This is a genomic window from Xanthomonas sp. NCPPB 1068 (assembly GCF_041479385.2).
GTDB lineage: Bacteria > Pseudomonadota > Gammaproteobacteria > Xanthomonadales > Xanthomonadaceae > Xanthomonas > Xanthomonas cannabis.
In genome coordinates this window covers 4,735,072-4,752,686 of record NZ_CM192986.1, presented here as the reverse complement: position 1 = coordinate 4,752,686, position 17,615 = coordinate 4,735,072, and the positions used below count along the sequence as shown (strand labels likewise).

Annotated in this window: 8 protein-coding genes, 2 tRNA genes and 3 rRNA genes; 11 read left to right on the top strand and 2 right to left on the bottom strand. The window is 62.0% G+C overall.

Annotation, left to right across the window (positions count from 1 at the left end):
• The first annotated feature begins 84 nt into the window (after positions 1-84).
• From ACCQ12_RS20085 to bphP, 3 genes are all read left to right on the top strand, one after another.
• A complete protein-coding gene (locus ACCQ12_RS20085) occupies positions 85-1,350 on the top strand; it encodes a TCR/Tet family MFS transporter (RefSeq protein WP_104581847.1) in 1,266 nt (421 codons plus the stop codon).
• A gap of 99 nt (positions 1,351-1,449) precedes the next feature.
• Positions 1,450-2,043, top strand: a complete 594-nt coding sequence (locus ACCQ12_RS20080; protein ID WP_104581848.1) for a biliverdin-producing heme oxygenase — start codon at positions 1,450-1,452, stop codon at positions 2,041-2,043.
• Positions 2,040-3,944, top strand: a complete 1,905-nt coding sequence (bphP, locus tag ACCQ12_RS20075; RefSeq protein ID WP_047696398.1) for a bacteriophytochrome BphP — start codon at positions 2,040-2,042, stop codon at positions 3,942-3,944. Before ACCQ12_RS20080 ends, bphP begins: the two co-directional genes overlap by 4 nt.
• A gap of 321 nt (positions 3,945-4,265) precedes the next feature.
• Here bphP and ACCQ12_RS20070 read toward each other — a convergent pair whose 3' ends face one another.
• Complete coding sequence (locus ACCQ12_RS20070) at positions 4,266-5,441, bottom strand: benzoate/H(+) symporter BenE family transporter (protein WP_372382561.1); 1,176 nt, start codon at positions 5,439-5,441, stop codon at positions 4,266-4,268.
• Positions 5,442-6,154: 713 nt separating this feature from the next.
• Here ACCQ12_RS20070 and ACCQ12_RS20065 point away from each other — a divergent pair.
• The 8 genes from ACCQ12_RS20065 (at position 6,155) to ACCQ12_RS20030 (ending at position 15,647) form a co-directional block, all read left to right on the top strand.
• A 16S ribosomal RNA gene (locus ACCQ12_RS20065) occupies positions 6,155-7,701 on the top strand.
• Between the two features lie 94 nt (positions 7,702-7,795).
• A tRNA-Ala gene (locus ACCQ12_RS20060) sits at positions 7,796-7,871 on the top strand.
• A 19-nt stretch (positions 7,872-7,890) separates the two neighbouring features.
• Positions 7,891-7,967: transfer RNA gene (locus ACCQ12_RS20055), tRNA-Ile, on the top strand.
• 228 nt (positions 7,968-8,195) lie between these two features.
• Positions 8,196-11,076: ribosomal RNA gene (locus ACCQ12_RS20050) — 23S ribosomal RNA — on the top strand.
• A 127-nt stretch (positions 11,077-11,203) separates the two neighbouring features.
• Positions 11,204-11,318: ribosomal RNA gene (gene rrf, locus ACCQ12_RS20045) — 5S ribosomal RNA — on the top strand.
• The 16S, 23S and 5S rRNA genes sit together here with 2 tRNA genes alongside, the layout of an rRNA operon.
• Before the next feature lie 457 nt (positions 11,319-11,775).
• Complete coding sequence (gene mutM, locus ACCQ12_RS20040) at positions 11,776-12,591, top strand: bifunctional DNA-formamidopyrimidine glycosylase/DNA-(apurinic or apyrimidinic site) lyase (RefSeq protein ID WP_372382560.1); 816 nt, start codon at positions 11,776-11,778, stop codon at positions 12,589-12,591.
• A gap of 282 nt (positions 12,592-12,873) precedes the next feature.
• Positions 12,874-13,977, top strand: a complete 1,104-nt coding sequence (locus ACCQ12_RS20035; protein WP_372382559.1) for a DUF4380 domain-containing protein — start codon at positions 12,874-12,876, stop codon at positions 13,975-13,977.
• Positions 13,978-14,045: 68 nt separating this feature from the next.
• The gene (locus ACCQ12_RS20030; RefSeq protein WP_104581716.1) at positions 14,046-15,647 is read left to right on the top strand and encodes an OpgD/OpgG family glucan biosynthesis protein; all 1,602 of its coding nucleotides are present in this window, start codon (positions 14,046-14,048) and stop codon (positions 15,645-15,647) included.
• 381 nt (positions 15,648-16,028) lie between these two features.
• Here the strand turns inward: ACCQ12_RS20030 and ACCQ12_RS20025 are convergent, their stop codons facing one another.
• Positions 16,029-17,273, bottom strand: coding sequence for a GAF domain-containing sensor histidine kinase (locus ACCQ12_RS20025; RefSeq protein ID WP_039413568.1), 1,245 nt, complete (start codon positions 17,271-17,273; stop codon positions 16,029-16,031).
• Positions 17,274-17,615 lie beyond the last annotated feature (342 nt).

The window sequence follows — 17,615 nt, the reverse complement described above, 5'->3', positions numbered from 1 at the left end:
GTACCGGATCACGCAGCCCCGCTACCCCCGGCACCACGCTCCATCCGCAGCTAAACTCCCCACCTCGCCACCCTGGGCCGCGCGATGTCTCTCCCCGCCGATTCCGCTGCCGCTCCGGGGCGCCGCCGCGCCGCATTGATCTTCATCTTCATCACCGTCCTGATCGACGTGCTGTCCTTCGGCGTGATCATCCCGGTGCTGCCCGATCTGGTGCGGCATTTCACCGGCGGCGACTACGTGGTGGCCGCCGGCTGGATCGGCTGGTTCGGCTTCCTGTTCGCCGCCATCCAGTTCGTCTGCTCGCCGCTGCAAGGCGCCTTGTCCGACCGCTTCGGCCGCCGCTCGGTGATCCTGCTCTCCTGCCTGGGGCTGGGGCTGGATTTCATCCTGATGGCCATCGCCCACAGCTTGCCGATGCTGCTGCTGGCCCGGGTGATCTCCGGCATGTGCTCGGCCAGCTTTTCCACCGCCAACGCCTACATCGCCGACGTCACACCTGCCGACAAACGCGCCGGCGCCTTCGGCATGCTCGGCGCCGCGTTCGGCATTGGTTTTGTCGCCGGCCCCTTGATCGGTGGCTGGCTGGGCAGCATCGGGTTGCGTTGGCCATTCTGGTTCGCCGCCGGGCTGGCCTTGTTGAATGTGCTGTATGGCTGGTTCGTGCTGCCCGAATCGCTGCCCGCCGAACGTCGCACTGCACGCCTGGAGTGGTCGCACGCCAATCCGCTCGGCGCGCTCAAGCTGCTGCGCCGCTATCCGCAGGTGTTCGGCCTGGCCTCGGTGGTGTTCCTGGCCAACCTGGCGCATTACGTCTATCCCAGCATCTTCGTGCTGTTCGCCGGCTACCAATATCACTGGGGCCCGCGCGAAGTGAGCTGGGTGCTGGCCGGGGTTGGCGTGTGCAGCATCATCGTCAATGCGTTGCTGGTCGGCCGCCTGGTGCGCTGGCTCGGCGAACGCCGCGCCTTGCTGCTGGGGCTGGGCTGCGGGGTGATCGGCTTCGTCATCTACGGGCTGGCCGACAGCGGCGCGATGTTCCTGATCGGCGTACCGATCAGCGCGTTGTGGGCAGTTGCCGCACCCGCCGCGCAAGCCTTGATCACCCGCGAGGTCGGCGCCGACGCGCAGGGGCGTGTGCAGGGCGCCTTGACTGGCCTGGTCAGCCTGGCCGGCATTGCGGGCCCGCTGTTGTTCGCCAATGTGTTTGCCTGGTTCATCGGCGCTGGCGCACCGCTGCATCTGCCCGGCGCGCCCTGGTTGCTGGCCGGCCTGTTGCTCGCTGCAGGGTGGTGGATGGCATGGAAGCGTGCAGGGCGGGGCAGTGGAATTGCCGCTGCTGCGCAAGGGTGATGCCAACGGATTCATTTAGCGCTCGTGTCCGCTTTATCTGATTTGCGCGCGCGCTGCTAGGCTGGTGCACTCCGTGCCGCGGCACTGCCTCGATTGCTTATGTGTCCTGACACCCAGGCTGTTCCGTCATCGGCCGCACGCGTGCTGCGTCACGCCACCCAGGACACGCATCGCCGGGTCGAAGCGGTGCCGCTGATGCAGGCGCTGGGGCAGGGGCAGGTCGACCGCGCCGCGTACGTGCAGATCCTGCGCCGCCACCATGCTTTGCTGGCTGGTTTCGAAGAGCAGTTGAGCGGCTGGCTGGGCACGCTGGTCGGCAGTGGCTGGCACTATCGCCGCCGCGTGCCGGCCTTGCGCGCGGACTTGCGCACGCTGAACCAACCGCCGGATCCCCCGCTCGCGCTGCCTGACGTGCGCACCGACGCCGCGCGCTGGGGCATGTTGTACGTCATCGAGGGCGCCCAGCTGGGCGGCCGGGTGATTGCCCGCGGCCTGCGCAGGCACCAGCCCGCGCTGGCCAGTGCGCTGCAGTATTTCGAACTGGCCGACGAAGACCCGGCCGCCTGGCGCCGGTTTCAGGCCGTGCTCGATCAACGCCTGGATTCGCCGCAGACCCACGCGGCCGCCATCGACGGCGCGCATGCCATGTTTGCCCATTTCCATACCTGCCTCGCAGCGGAGCCGCGCCCGTGAATCAGCACACCGAACCCCTGGATATGGACGAGTGCGCGCGCGAGCCGATCCACATTCCCGGCATGATCCAGCCCTACGGCGTGCTGCTGGTGATCGAACCTGCCGACGGTCGGATCGTGCAGGCCAGTACCACCGCCGCCGAGTTGCTCGGCGTGCCGATGGACGCCTTGCTGGGCATGCCCTACACCCAGGTGCTGGAGCTGCCCGACACCTTGCCGGCTGCGGTGGACGATCAACCGCAGCACCTGTTGCATGCCGATGTGCGCTTCCCGCAGCGCAGCGCGCCGCCCGACCACCCCTGGGTGGCCGCCTGGCATCTGTATCCGGAGCAGTGGCTGATCGAAATCGAGCCGCGTGACGCGCGCCTGATGGACGTCACCCTGCGCGAGGCCTTGCCGCTGTTGCGCAGCATCGAGCGCGATCCGGGCATCGCCGAGGCGGCCGTGCGCGCAGCCAAGGGCCTGCGCAACATGATCGGCTTCGACCGGGTGATGATTTATCGCTTCGACGAAGAGTGGAACGGCGATGTCATCGCCGAGGCCCGCCAGCCCGAACTGGAGGCCTATCTCGGCCTGCATTACCCCGCCAGCGACATCCCCGCGCAGGCGCGCGCGCTGTACCTGCGCAACCGCGTGCGCCAGATCGCCGACGTCGGCTACCAGCCATCGCCGATCCAGCCCACCCTGCATCCACGCCTGGGCACACCGGTGGACCTGAGCGATGTCAGCCTGCGCAGCGTTTCGCCGGTGCACCTGGAATATCTGGCCAACATGGGCGTCAGCGCCACGCTGGTGTCCTCCATCGTGGTCAACGACGCACTGTGGGGGCTGATTTCCTGCCATCACTACAGCCCGCACTTCACCAGCCACACCATGCGCGATGCCACCGATGCGGTGACCCGCGCGTTGGCCGGCCGCATCGGCGCGCTGCAGGCGGTGGCGCGTGCCCGGCTGGAATCGGTGTTGCTGACCATCCGCGAAAAGCTGATCACCGACTTCAACGACGCCGAGCACCTCACCGTGGACATGCTCGCCGACATGGCGCCGGACCTGATGGACGTGGTGGATGCCGACGGCGTAGCGGTCTTCCACGGTGAAGACATCAGCCGTCACGGCAGTACCCCGGACGTGGCGGCGCTGCGGCGCATCCGCGACCATCTCGAATCCGAGCACCACGACGCCCTGCGCGAGGACGCCGTCGGCGCCCTGCATGTGGATGCCATTGGCGAGGTCTTTCCGGAGCTGGCCGACCTGGCTCCGCTGGCCGCCGGCTTCATCTTCGTGCCGCTGATGCCGCAATCGCGCAGCGCCCTGCTGTGGACCCGGCGCGAGCAGGTGCAACAGGTCAAGTGGGCAGGCAACCCGCAGCTGGCCAAGCTGCAGGACATCCCCAACTCACGCTTGTCGCCGCGCAAGAGCTTCGATCTCTGGCAGCAGACCGTGCGCGGCCGCGCACGGCGTTGGTCGCCGCTGCATCTGGAGTCCGCGCGTAGCCTGCGTGTGTTGATCGAGCTGATGGAACGCAAGCGCTTCCAGCAGGATTTCACCCTGCTCGAAGCCTCGCTGTCGCGTCTGCGCGACGGCGTGGCCATCATCGAACGGGGCGCCAGCGCTGCCGCGCACCGGCTGATCTTCGTCAACCCGGCATTCGCCGAGCTCAGCCAGGCCGAGGTGGCCGACCTGATCGGCCGCGACATGCTCGCCCTGGTCGCCGACGATGCCGCCCGCTCCAAGGTCGAGTTGCTCGAAGACGCCCTGCGCCTGGGACGCGCCGCCTACGTCACCTTGCCGCTACGCGCCCTGGACGGCTCGCCGGTGTATCGCCAGTTCCACCTCGAACCGCTGCCCAGCCCCAGCGGCGTGACGGCGCACTGGCTGCTGCAGCTGCGCGACCCCGAATAAGCGCCGCCACCGGGCGCGGCCACGCTGACGCTGCGGCCCGGTATCGCAGTGCCGCGCGGGCAGCGCGGGCACCTCGGGTCCGACGCGGTTCTCCGCACCGGCGGCGGCTGGCTCCATCCTTATCGTCGCACCGCGCTTGGCTAGCCGCGGAAGCGAGGCACCAAGAGCGCCTGACACTACGACATGCAGCGCGTGATACGCACGGCAGTCTCCGCGGGCGGCCGCAGCGCGTGACCGTACAAGGCGCGACATGGGCATCCGCACATCCAGCCAAGGCTCGCCGCCCCATCAAGGCGCAGATACAAACCGCGTCGGTTACCGCTAACGTCGCGGTCGCAGCACCAGCAAGGTGACCGTGCCGGCCACCAGTCCCCAGAACGAAGCACCGATCCCGCCCAGGGTCAGCCCGGACGCGGTCACCAGAAACGTGATCAACGCCGCCTCGCGCTCGCTGTCTTCGCGCAGCGCCGCCGCCAGGCTGTTGCCGATCGTGCCCAACAGCGCGATCCCGGCGATGGCCATCACCAGCTCGCGCGGAAAGGCCGCAAACACGGCGGCCACGGTCGCCCCGAACAACCCGATCACCACATAGAACACGCCTGCACTCACCGCTGCGGTGTAACGACGGGCCGGGTCCTCATGCGCCTCGCGGCCCATGCAGATCGCGGCAGTGATCGCCGCAAGATTCAACGCATATCCACCAAGCGGCGCCAGCACGCTGTTGACCACGCCGATCCAGCCGATCGTCGGCGAGATAGGCACCGTGTAGCCAGACGCCCGGATCACCGCCACCCCGGGTACGTTCTGCGAGGCCATGGTGACCACCCACAGCGGGATCGCCAGCCCGAACAGCGCCGCCCAGGACAACGACGGCACCACCAGTACCGGCCTTGCCAGTTCCAGCCGCACCGCTTCGAGGTGCAGCAACCCACCGCCGGCGGCAATGCCGACGCCGACCAACAAGGTGGCAATCACGGCATAGCGCGCAAACCAGCGCCGTCCCACCAGATAGGTCGCCAGCATCGCCAGCGCCAGCACCCGCTGGTGCTGCATGGCCACGAATAGATCCAGGCCAAAGCGCAGCAGCACCCCGGCCAGCATGCCCGACGCCAACGCGATGGGAATGCGCTTGATCGCACGCTCGAACATCCCCGAGAACCCGGCCACCACTCCCAGGACCGCTGCCACCACGAAGGCTCCGATCGCCTCGCGCAACGGCACACCCGCCGCGCTGCCGATCAGCATCGCCGCGCCGGGCGTGGACCACGCCGTCACCACCGGCACCCGATACCGCAGCGACAAGCCGATGCAGGTCACGCCCATGCCGATCCCGAGCGCCCACATCCACGATGCGATCTGCGCCTGGTCGGCCCCCAGATGCCGCGCCGCCTCGAACACGATTACCGCAGAGCTGGCAAACCCCACCAACACGGTGACAAATCCCGCGGCAAGCGCAGGCAGCGACAGATCGCGGAACAGGCTGCGGGCTGGCGGCATGGCGGGGCTCCTGACTAAGGCGAGCATTCTCACTGAGAGCATCAACAAGCGGAATCGGTCTGCGTCATTCCATGCGGAAAGAATCAGGCCGCAGGGCAGTAGCCAGGCCGCCGAAAAGCGCTCGATGTCATGCCTGTGTCAAAAAAGTGCTTGCACTTCTGCGCAGGCTCGATAAGATGCGCGTCCTCGCTCACGACGGCGGCGCTTCTCCAAGCACCGCACCAACGAACGAGGCGAATCGGAAACATCACAAGGTGTTGACGAAACGAAAAAGCCGGCTATGATGGGCGGCTCGCTACACGGAAAGACGCTACGGCGAATTGAAGTGCAGCGGCGGCAACTTCCTCTTCACGAGGGGTTGACGAGGATGAAAAGCCTGCTAATATGGTCGGCTCGCTTCGCAGAAAACCTTCGGGTCGAAACGAAGCAGCGTCAACCACTTCGAAATGAGGTGTTGACGGCAAGAAAAAGTCCGCTATAATGGGCGGCTCGCTTCGACGGAAACGACGAAGCTGACGGGAACGGCGCTGAGGCCACTTCCCAATGTTCTTTGACAGTGTGCGCAGGTAATTTGTGCGGACGCCTGCAGGAAGGATGATTGTCCATCTTGCAGACGTTTAATCAAAAAGCAACATATTAATTGCTTTGCAAGCGATAAGTTGTCAGTGGTTGAACTTCTGCAGCTAAAGTATTTGTCTTCGGACATGTAATTTTAAGTGAAGAGTTTGATCCTGGCTCAGAGTGAACGCTGGCGGCAGGCCTAACACATGCAAGTCGAACGGCAGCACAGTAAGAGCTTGCTCTTACGGGTGGCGAGTGGCGGACGGGTGAGGAATACATCGGAATCTACTCTTTCGTGGGGGATAACGTAGGGAAACTTACGCTAATACCGCATACGACCTACGGGTGAAAGCGGAGGACCTTCGGGCTTCGCGCGATTGAATGAGCCGATGTCGGATTAGCTAGTTGGCGGGGTAAAGGCCCACCAAGGCGACGATCCGTAGCTGGTCTGAGAGGATGATCAGCCACACTGGAACTGAGACACGGTCCAGACTCCTACGGGAGGCAGCAGTGGGGAATATTGGACAATGGGCGCAAGCCTGATCCAGCCATGCCGCGTGGGTGAAGAAGGCCTTCGGGTTGTAAAGCCCTTTTGTTGGGAAAGAAAAGCAGTCGGTTAATACCCGATTGTTCTGACGGTACCCAAAGAATAAGCACCGGCTAACTTCGTGCCAGCAGCCGCGGTAATACGAAGGGTGCAAGCGTTACTCGGAATTACTGGGCGTAAAGCGTGCGTAGGTGGTGGTTTAAGTCTGTTGTGAAAGCCCTGGGCTCAACCTGGGAATTGCAGTGGATACTGGGTCACTAGAGTGTGGTAGAGGGTAGCGGAATTCCCGGTGTAGCAGTGAAATGCGTAGAGATCGGGAGGAACATCCGTGGCGAAGGCGGCTACCTGGACCAACACTGACACTGAGGCACGAAAGCGTGGGGAGCAAACAGGATTAGATACCCTGGTAGTCCACGCCCTAAACGATGCGAACTGGATGTTGGGTGCAATTTGGCACGCAGTATCGAAGCTAACGCGTTAAGTTCGCCGCCTGGGGAGTACGGTCGCAAGACTGAAACTCAAAGGAATTGACGGGGGCCCGCACAAGCGGTGGAGTATGTGGTTTAATTCGATGCAACGCGAAGAACCTTACCTGGTCTTGACATCCACGGAACTTTCCAGAGATGGATTGGTGCCTTCGGGAACCGTGAGACAGGTGCTGCATGGCTGTCGTCAGCTCGTGTCGTGAGATGTTGGGTTAAGTCCCGCAACGAGCGCAACCCTTGTCCTTAGTTGCCAGCACGTAATGGTGGGAACTCTAAGGAGACCGCCGGTGACAAACCGGAGGAAGGTGGGGATGACGTCAAGTCATCATGGCCCTTACGACCAGGGCTACACACGTACTACAATGGTAGGGACAGAGGGCTGCAAACCCGCGAGGGTAAGCCAATCCCAGAAACCCTATCTCAGTCCGGATTGGAGTCTGCAACTCGACTCCATGAAGTCGGAATCGCTAGTAATCGCAGATCAGCATTGCTGCGGTGAATACGTTCCCGGGCCTTGTACACACCGCCCGTCACACCATGGGAGTTTGTTGCACCAGAAGCAGGTAGCTTAACCTTCGGGAGGGCGCTTGCCACGGTGTGGCCGATGACTGGGGTGAAGTCGTAACAAGGTAGCCGTATCGGAAGGTGCGGCTGGATCACCTCCTTTTGAGCATGACGTCATTGTTCCTGTCGGGCGTCCTCACAAATTACCTGCATTCAGAGATTCATACCGGCACAGGTCGGTATGCGAAGTCCCTTTTGGGGCCTTAGCTCAGCTGGGAGAGCACCTGCTTTGCAAGCAGGGGGTCGTCGGTTCGATCCCGACAGGCTCCACCATATTGAGTGAAAAGACTTCGGGTCTGTAGCTCAGGTGGTTAGAGCGCACCCCTGATAAGGGTGAGGTCGGTAGTTCGAGTCTACCCAGACCCACCACTCTGAATGTAGTGCACACTTAAGAATTTATATGGATCAGCGTTGAGGCTGATACATGTTCTTTTATAACTTGTGACGTAGCGAGCGTTTGAGATATCTATCTAAACGTGTCGTTGAGGCTAAGGCGGGGACTTCGAGTCCCTAAATAATTGAGTCGTATGTTCGCGTTGGTGGCTTTGTACCCCACACAACACGTAAATGTAACTCCGAGGCAACTTGGGGTTATATGGTCAAGCGAATAAGCGCACACGGTGGATGCCTAGGCGGTCAGAGGCGATGAAGGACGTGGTAGCCTGCGAAAAGTGTCGGGGAGCTGGCAACAAGCTTTGATCCGGCAATATCCGAATGGGGAAACCCACTGCTTCGGCAGTATCCTGCAGTGAATTCATAGCTGCTGGAAGCGAACCCGGTAAACTGAAATATCTAAGTAACCGGAGGAAAAGAAATCAACCGAGATTCCCTGAGTAGTGACGAGCGAACGGGGAACAGCCCTTAAGCTGGAATGGCTTTAGAAAAACAATCTGGAAAGATTGGCCATAGAAGGTGATAGCCCTGTATTTAAAAGGGCCACTCCAGTGAAGACGAGTAGGGCGGGGCACGTGAAACCCTGTCTGAATATGGGGGGACCATCCTCCAAGGCTAAATACTCCTGACCGACCGATAGTGAACCAGTACCGTGAGGGAAAGGCGAAAAGAACCCCGGAGAGGGGAGTGAAATAGATCCTGAAACCGTGTGCGTACAAGCAGTAGGAGCTCGCAAGAGTGACTGCGTACCTTTTGTATAATGGGTCAGCGACTTACTGTTCGTGGCAAGCTTAACCGTATAGGGGAGGCGAAGGGAAACCGAGTCTGATAAGGGCGCATAGTCGCGGGCAGTAGACCCGAAACCGGGTGATCTAGTCATGGCCAGGGTGAAGGTGCCGTAACAGGTACTGGAGGCCCGAACCCACGTCTGTTGCAAAAGACGGGGATGAGCTGTGATTAGGAGTGAAAAGCTAATCGAACCCGGAGATAGCTGGTTCTCCTCGAAAGCTATTTAGGTAGCGCCTCATATGTATCCTCTCGGGGGTAGAGCACTGTTATGGCTAGGGGGTCATCGCGACTTACCAAACCATTGCAAACTCCGAATACCGAGACGGACTGTATGGGAGACACACGGCGGGTGCTAACGTCCGTCGTGAAAAGGGAAACAACCCAGACCCACAGCTAAGGTCCCAAATTCACTGCTAAGTGGAAAACGATGTGGAAAGGCATAGACAGCCAGGAGGTTGGCTTAGAAGCAGCCACCCTTTAAAGAAAGCGTAATAGCTCACTGGTCGAGTCGGTCTGCGCGGAAGATTTAACGGGGCTAAGCAGTGAACCGAAGCTTGGGGTGCATAAAACTTGTTTTATGCGCGGTAGAGGAGCGTTCCGTAAGCCTGCGAAGGTGGATTGAGAAGTCTGCTGGAGGTATCGGAAGTGCGAATGCTGACATGAGTAACGATAATGCGGGTGAAAAGCCCGCACGCCGAAAGCCCAAGGTTTCCTTGCGCAACGTTAATCGACGCAGGGTTAGTCGGTCCCTAAGGCGAGGGCGAAAGCCGTAGTCGATGGGAAGCAGGTTAATATTCCTGCACCTCGCGTGAGTGCGATGGAGGGACGGAGAAGGTTAGGTGTACCGGGCGTTGGTTGTCCCGGGGAAAGGCGGTAGGTTTGAATCTTTGGCAAATCCGGGATTCTTTAAGACCGAGCACCGAGACGAGCCTTTATGGCGAAGTCACTGATACCACGCTTCCAGGAAAAGCTCCTAAGCTTCAGCTCACGAAGACCGTACCGTAAACCGACACAGGTGGGTAGGATGAGAATTCTCAGGCGCTTGAGAGAACTCGGGTGAAGGAACTAGGCAACATGGCACCGTAACTTCGGGAGAAGGTGCACCCTTTTTGGTGGCTCATGCGAGCTATAGCTGAAGAGGGTCGCAGAAACCAGGCCGCTGCGACTGTTTATCAAAAACACAGCACTCTGCAAACACGAAAGTGGACGTATAGGGTGTGACGCCTGCCCGGTGCTGGAAGGTTAATTGATGGGGTCAGCCGCAAGGCGAAGCTCTTGATCGAAGCCCCAGTAAACGGCGGCCGTAACTATAACGGTCCTAAGGTAGCGAAATTCCTTGTCGGGTAAGTTCCGACCTGCACGAATGGCGTAACGACAGCGGCGCTGTCTCCACCCGAGACTCAGTGAAATTGAAATCGCTGTGAAGATGCAGCGTTCCCGTGGCAAGACGGAAAGACCCCGTGAACCTTTACTATAGCTTTACACTGAACGTTGAGTTCGTCTGTGTAGGATAGGTGGGAGGCTATGAAACTGTGGCGCTAGCTGCAGTGGAGCCATCCTTGAAATACCACCCTGTCGTGCTTGACGTTCTAACCTAGGTCCGTTATCCGGATCAGGGACCGTGTATGGTGGGTAGTTTGACTGGGGCGGTCTCCTCCTAAAGAGTAACGGAGGAGCACGAAGGTACGCTCAGCGCGGTCGGACATCGCGCACTGTGTGCAAAGGCATAAGCGTGCTTGACTGCAAGATCGACGGATCAAGCAGGTACGAAAGTAGGTCTTAGTGATCCGGTGGTTCTGTATGGAAGGGCCATCGCTCAACGGATAAAAGGTACTCCGGGGATAACAGGCTGATACCGCCCAAGAGTTCATATCGACGGCGGTGTTTGGCACCTCGATGTCGGCTCATCACATCCTGGGGCTGTAGTCGGTCCCAAGGGTATGGCTGTTCGCCATTTAAAGTGGTACGCGAGCTGGGTTCAGAACGTCGTGAGACAGTTCGGTCCCTATCTGCCATGGGCGTTGGAAGTTTGAGAGGGGCTGCTCCTAGTACGAGAGGACCGGAGTGGACGAACCTCTGGTGTTCCGGTTGTCACGCCAGTGGCATTGCCGGGTAGCTATGTTCGGAAGCGATAACCGCTGAAAGCATCTAAGCGGGAAGCGCGCCTCAAGATGAGACTTCCCGGGGCACAAGCCCCCTAAAGGAACCATGTAGACTACGTGGTTGATAGGTCAGGTGTGTAAGTACAGCAATGTATTGAGCTAACTGATACTAATGATCCGTGCGGCTTGACCATATAACCTCAAGTTGCCTTGGTCCCAACGAACGTTGGTAGATCATCAAATGCAAGCTACGTCACAAGTTAACTATGCGAGACTGGGCGCCTTAATCCGTTTCTTGGATGGCGACGCTCCAACCGTCTCCCTGGTGAAATTAGCGCTGTGGAACCACCCGATCCCATCCCGAACTCGGAAGTGAAACGCAGCTGCGCCGATGGTAGTGTGGCTCAAGCCATGCGAGAGTAGGTCATCGCCAGGGGCTTTACCCGAAACCCTCAGTCCAACAGGACTGAGGGTTTCTTTTTGCCCGGATATTGGGCACAGCCTGAGTTTGTAGCGCACTGCGGCGGCTGCGGTATGTGAGCCATCAAGTCGACGCCGCCCGCAACGTCCAACGGTGCCTGATTGCCTGCGCATCGCCTGCTCCGCGCATACCGCGGCATGCCGCCTCTTCGGCCAGGCCGCCTCTCAGACAGCGGCAATTGCAGCACGCTGATACGCATCTACGATGCTTCGCCCGGTGGGGCTATTTCCGCTAAAACAGCGACAGCCGCCTCCGTGGGCACTCCAACGGGCTGATGTTGAAGGCGGCGTTATGCGACATCGGTAATCGCGCCTGGATCAACGCAGCGCATGTTTGCACTTGATTGCTTTTCGGCAGTCAGGACTCCATATCGATGTCTGCCGGTGCCTGACCGATTGATCTGGAAACCTCGATGCCTGAGCTGCCCGAAGTCGAAACGACCATGCGTGGGCTTGCGCCACACCTGGTTGGGCAACGCATCCATGGCGTGATCCTGCGTCGTCCGGATTTGCGGTGGCCGATTGCCGAGCAGATCGAGCGCCTGTTGCCTGGAGCCACCATCACGCAGGTACGGCGACGTGCGAAATATCTGCTGGTGGATACCGATGCAGGTGGCAGCGCGTTGCTGCATCTTGGCATGTCGGGGAGCCTGCGTGTGTTGCCAGGCGATACCCTGCCGCGCGCGCACGATCATGTGGATATCAGCCTGCAGAATGGGCGCGTCTTGCGGTTCAACGACCCGCGTCGGTTTGGTTGTCTGTTGTGGCAAACCGATGCACAAACGCATGAATTGCTTGCCGCACTCGGTCCTGAGCCATTGTCGGAGGCATTTACTGCCGATTATCTCTATGCGCTCTCGCGAGGTCGTCGCGCGGCGGTCAAGACATTCTTGATGGATCAGGCGGTTGTGGTTGGCGTCGGCAATATTTATGCGGCCGAGAGCCTGCATCGTGCAGGCATCAGTCCATTGCGTGAAGCCGGAAAGGTCTCGCTTGACCGGTATCGCGTCCTGGTTGCCGCCGTAAAGGAGATTCTCGACTACGCGATCAAGCGCGGCGGGACCACGCTACGGGACTTTATCAGTCCCGATGGTGCACCCGGCTATTTCGAGCAGGAATTGACGGTGTACGGGCGCGAAGGCGAGCCCTGCAAGCAGTGCGGGCGTGCGTTGAAACATGCCACCATCGGGCAACGCGCCACTGTGTGGTGTGGGAGCTGTCAGCGATAAGCAAGGCGCGGGTATTGCGGGCGACTAAAGCAAGCCCGTTACCGCGAATCGTGCGAGAAAGCCTGGAGTTTTTCAGCTCGCCGGTATCCAATCCGCGCACAGTGTCGCGGAAGATCGCTTCCAGCGCGTCCGGGCTTTCCACAGCCGCGGCGCCATGTCATGAGGACTCAACGGCTGAGCAGGGAGCATTGCGTCACCGCTCTATAGCGGCCAACACCGTGCCGCTAGTTTCCAGCGTGACACCGCGCCACAATCCCTGCGTCCTGCATCTGGAAGTGCTGCATGCCTACCTCACCGTCTCTGCGCCTATCGCAGGTTGTTGTCACTGCGTTGGCGGTGCTGTGCGTCAGTGGCGCACATGCCGATGAGCCCGCAAAAGAACAGGCAGCTGCCGCGCAGCGCATCCAGCTGAGCAACGATGTAGTGCAGCTGAGTGCAACGCCGTCCTTTGGCGGACGCATCCTGTCGTTTCAGCTGCGCGTGCAGCCCAGTGTGTTGAAGATCGGTCGCGCCGTGGACCGCTCACCCGTGGCTGAAGTGTCGGCGCGGTCGGGGGATGTTCCGTATCTGGGCCACGACGTATGGGTGGGGCCGCAGAGCCAGTGGTGGCTGCACCAGCAGGTCAACCCCGAGCGCAAGGCCGCGGCAGCGGTATGGCCGCCTGATCCGTATCTGTCATTGGCCACCACGCGTGTGGCCGCGCGTGATGCGGGCCAGCTGACGTTGGAAGGCGTGCCCAGTCCGGTGACGGGGGTGCAGCTGACCAAGCGCATCGCGCTGTCCAGCACACGGGCGGACACGGTTGAGGTGCATGCTGCTGCACGCAATATCCGCAAGCAGGCGGTTGCCTGGGATCTATGGTTCAACACGCGCGTTGCAGCAAGCACCCGTGTGTTCGTGCCGGTGGCAGCGGCTGCCGATATCCGCGTGCAGCCGCCGAGTGAGGCGGGTACCGTACCGCCGGCCTACCGGCACCGCGCCGGCCTTCTTGCTCTGCGCGCGGACGCGCGCGAAGACGGGCTGATCCAGCGTGGCAAGCTGCTGCTGCAGCCATCGGCAGGCTGGATGGCGGGTTTTGCCGGTGCGCAGGTGCTGGTCATTCGCTTTGCGCATGAGCAACGGGCGGCCATCCATCCCGAGCAGGGGCAGGTGGAGTTGTACATGGATGCGCCAGCCCGGCATGTAGCAGATGGCCTGCTGGAAATGGAAGTGCATGCGCCTTACCGCCAGCTGGCGCCGGGCGCGCAAATGCAGGCCATGGAGCAGTGGACCTTGCTGCAATACACCGGGCCGGACGAGGAGCAGGCACAGCGACAGTTCCTGTGCGGCAAGGCGAAGGAACTGGCGCTGGAGCACGCCTGTGTAGCGGATGCCGCAGCGCGTTGAGTCCGGTACGCGCGTCCACGTCAGGCTGTGGCTATGATGTCGCCCATTCCCTGACCAGATCGATGCGCATGCAACGACGCCATTTCCTGAAGAATGCTGCTGCCGCCCTGGCTGCGCTCGGTTTACCGGCAGTGCCGCAGTGGGCATTGGCTGCCAAGGCCGTGGGGTTGCGTCGGTTGGGTCAGCCGCAGCCGTTCGACTATGCCTGGCTCAAGGGGCAGGCACGTGCGCTGGCCGCCGCGCCGTACAAGAGTCACAAGCAGATCCTGCCAGGCCCGCTGGAAGCATTGAACTGGGATCAGTACCAGTCGATCCGCTACCGTCAGGACCACGCGCTATGGGCCGATGGCAACGGCAAGTTCCAGGCGAAGTTCTTCCACCTGGGGTTGTACTTCCACACCCCGGTGCACATCTACGACATCGTCGATGGCAAGGCGCAGCAGTTGGCCTATGACCCGGCTGCGTTCGATTACGGCAGCAGCGGGCTGGGCGGCAAGCAATTGCCCAAGGATCTGGGCTTTGCCGGCTTCCGGCTCAATACCCGCAAGGACACCGACCGCGATTTTTCGGCGTTTCTGGGGGCGAGCTATTTCCGCGCGGTGGGCAAGGAAGGCCAGTACGGGCAGTCGGCGCGTGGGTTGGCCATCGACACCGGCACCGGTGGCCCGGAGGAGTTTCCGGACTTCATTGCCTACTACCTCGAGCAGCCCGCCGACGATTCGAACACGGTGGTGGTCTACGGCCTGCTGGACTCGCCCAGCGTCGCCGGTGCCTACCGCTTTGCCATCACCAATGGCGAGGTGTTGGTGATGGACATCGACAGTGCGCTGTACCCGCGCAAGGCGATCGAGCGGCTGGGGATCGGCCCGTGCACCAGCATGTACCAGGTTGGCGAAAACGATAACCGCATGGACTGGGACTGGCGCCCGGAAATCCACGATACCGATGGCCTGGCAATGTGGACCGGTGGCGGCGAATGGATCTGGCGCCCGTTGTGCAACCCGCCGCAGCTGCGCTTCAACATGTTTGTCGACGAGAACCCGCGCGGGTTCGGGCTGCTGCAGCGCGACCGCAATTTCGACCATTACCAGGACGACGGGGTGTTTTACGAGAAGCGCCCTTGTCTGTGGGTGGAGCCCAAGAGCGGTTGGGGTAAGGGCTCGGTGCAACTGGTCGAGATCCCGACCGTGGATGAGACCTTCGACAATATCGTGGCGTTCTGGAACCCGCAGGCCAAGCCGCAGCCAGGGCAGGAACTGCTGATGGGCTACCGGTTGTATTGGGGCGCGCAGCCGCCGGCCAGTTCGCCGTTGGCGCACTGCGTGGCGACGCGCACCGGTCTGGGCGGCGTTGTCGGGCAGAAGCGCGGTCATTTCTCGTGGCGGTTTGCGGTGGACTTCGCCGGTGGCGAGTTGCCTGGCCTGGTCAAGGACGCCAAGACCAAGGTCGAGGCGGTGATCCAGGTGTCGCGCGGCACCACCGAGATCGTGTCGGCGCGGCCGCTGCATGAGCTCAAGGGCTATCGGGCGATGTTCGATCTGGTGCCGCCGGACGAAGGTACCCAGCAGATCGATATCCGCCTGTACCTGCGCGCCAACGGCAAGCCGCTCACCGAAACCTGGCTTTACCAATGGACGCCGCCGCCGGCGAGCGAGCGCAAACTCTACTGAGCGTGTGCAACGCGTCGTGCATGCCGGCGCTGCCAGGGCCGGCATGCACGGCATGCCTGGCTGGCGGGGTGCCGCTGCCGGCATGTCGTCGCTGATCCTCGGGCTGCGCAGGCCCGCACCTTTACGGGTGCGGTCAGCCGCGCCGTGACCATGACAGCTCGCCCGAACAGGTATGCACTGCACCGGTTGCCGGCGCAGCCATCGGCGACGCACGTGCGCCTATGTGCGTGGCAGGGATGGCGTGCATCGCGTGCATCGCATGCATGCGGCACCGGTCATGCGCCTACCGCTGCTGGGCGCGGCTGGCAGATGAGCGAGGTGGGTTGCTCGGCACGCGGGTTGGATCACGCTGCGAGCAAGCGCAGTTGTCGGCCGGCAAGCTCAGGCCGACGTCGTGCCCTTGACCAGCTGCATGCGTGCGCGTGGGCGGGCGCAGGACAGCTCCACGCGGAAGCAGGTGCCGTTCTTGCCGCTGGTGATGCGCAGCTCGCCCTGATGCGCCTGCGCAATCTGCGCGGCCATATGCAGGCCCAGGTCCACTTCCGGCGCTGGCCGGCCGGCGCTGTGCACATGGGTGGAGGCATGCAGGACATCCAGCCGGCGCGGGTCGATGCCATCGAGGTTGCAGACCTCGATGCGGAGCCGGCCCTGCTCGGTGACGGCGACCGCCTTGATCAGCGAACTCTGCTGACCTTGCACCACCGCGTTGATCATCATGCTGCCGAACATCTGCGCCAGGCGCACCGCGTCGCCATGCACCGGCTCGTCGATCGCCACATGCGTGGACAGCACCTGGTTGGGATACGCGGCGCGGGTTTCATCCACGACCTGCGACAGTGCGTCGAGCAGGTCGCTGCCGTTGCCGTAGTCCAGCTGCAGCCAGTCGCGTTCGATGCCGCGGGCAAAATCACAGGCGAAATCGATCAGTTCTTCCATGCGCTGCAGGCTGCGCTGCATCGAGCGGATGGCCCCGCCCTGGCGCTGGCTGAGCTGGTCGATGGACAGCATGTCCACCACCGCGTGCATGGATTGCAGCGGGTTGCGCAGGTCGTGGCCGAGAATGCCGATGAACTCTTCGCGCAATCGTGCCGAGGCGCCGGCGCGGCCCAGTTCGCTGCGTGCGCGGCGCGATTCCTGTGCGCTTTCTTCGGCGCGCTGTTCGGCCTGGATCTGCGCGGCCAGCAGTTGCGCGAGCAATTCGACCTTCTCGACCAGTTGCTGGTCCATCGCGCGTGGCAGCGGATCCAGTGCACACAAGGTGCCGAACACGCTGCCATCGTCGAAGCGGATCGGCACCGAGACATAGCTTTCAAAGCCATACAGCCGCGGCGACGGGTGGTCGCGGTAGACCGGGTCGTCCGAGGCATGCCCGAACCACACGGCATTGCCCTTGACCCGCACGCTGTCGCAGAAGGTGGTCGCCAGCGGTAGCTCGTCGCCGGGCAGCAGGCCGAAGGACAGGTCGTCGCGCACCTGGCAGGTGATCCAGCGCGCTTCGGTCACCCGCGCCACGGCAGCAAACCCCATGCCGGTCAGCCGCGTCAGGATGCTCAGAACATCGGGAACCGACGATAGCCGGCCCACCCGCGCGATATCGGCGCGTAACTCGGCAGGAAGCGAATCCATGGGTGCCTCCCGACAGTGGATGGAGCGCAGTCTACAGGACTGCGGATGGGCCTGGTTGTGCGCAACGGTGCGGCGTCACGCGCCCAACAATACGCCTGTCGGCGGGCGTGGACGATGCCGCAACGGCCCCATGCCCGAACAGGTCTAGCGGTGCAGAGGGAACGTATAGGTCGACCAGGACGGATGGTGTCGACCGTGCATGGATCCACCAGTGGATCCTTGCCGAGCAACCTGCGTGTCGCCAGCGGCGACGCTGAATCAGAGGGCCGTTTGGGCTGGGCTGTCGCACAACGTCACAGCTGCTCGCAAGCGGCTGTGACGCGCTGGTTGCGTGGGCGGCAC

What these genes read in the sequence shown, in the direction of transcription:
- ACCQ12_RS20085 (WP_104581847.1), top strand. Translation starts at nt 85, where the DNA reads ATGTCTCTCCCCGCCGATTCCGCTGCCGCTCCGGGGCGCCGCCGCGCC.
- ACCQ12_RS20080 (WP_104581848.1), top strand. Translation starts at nt 1,450, where the DNA reads ATGTGTCCTGACACCCAGGCTGTTCCGTCATCGGCCGCACGCGTGCTG.
- ACCQ12_RS20070 (WP_372382561.1), bottom strand. Translation starts at nt 5,441, where the DNA reads ATGCCGCCAGCCCGCAGCCTGTTCCGCGATCTGTCGCTGCCTGCGCTT.
- mutM (WP_372382560.1), top strand. Translation starts at nt 11,776, where the DNA reads ATGCCTGAGCTGCCCGAAGTCGAAACGACCATGCGTGGGCTTGCGCCA.
- ACCQ12_RS20035 (WP_372382559.1), top strand. Translation starts at nt 12,874, where the DNA reads ATGCCTACCTCACCGTCTCTGCGCCTATCGCAGGTTGTTGTCACTGCG.
- ACCQ12_RS20030 (WP_104581716.1), top strand. Translation starts at nt 14,046, where the DNA reads ATGCAACGACGCCATTTCCTGAAGAATGCTGCTGCCGCCCTGGCTGCG.
- ACCQ12_RS20025 (WP_039413568.1), bottom strand. Translation starts at nt 17,273, where the DNA reads ATGGATTCGCTTCCTGCCGAGTTACGCGCCGATATCGCGCGGGTGGGC.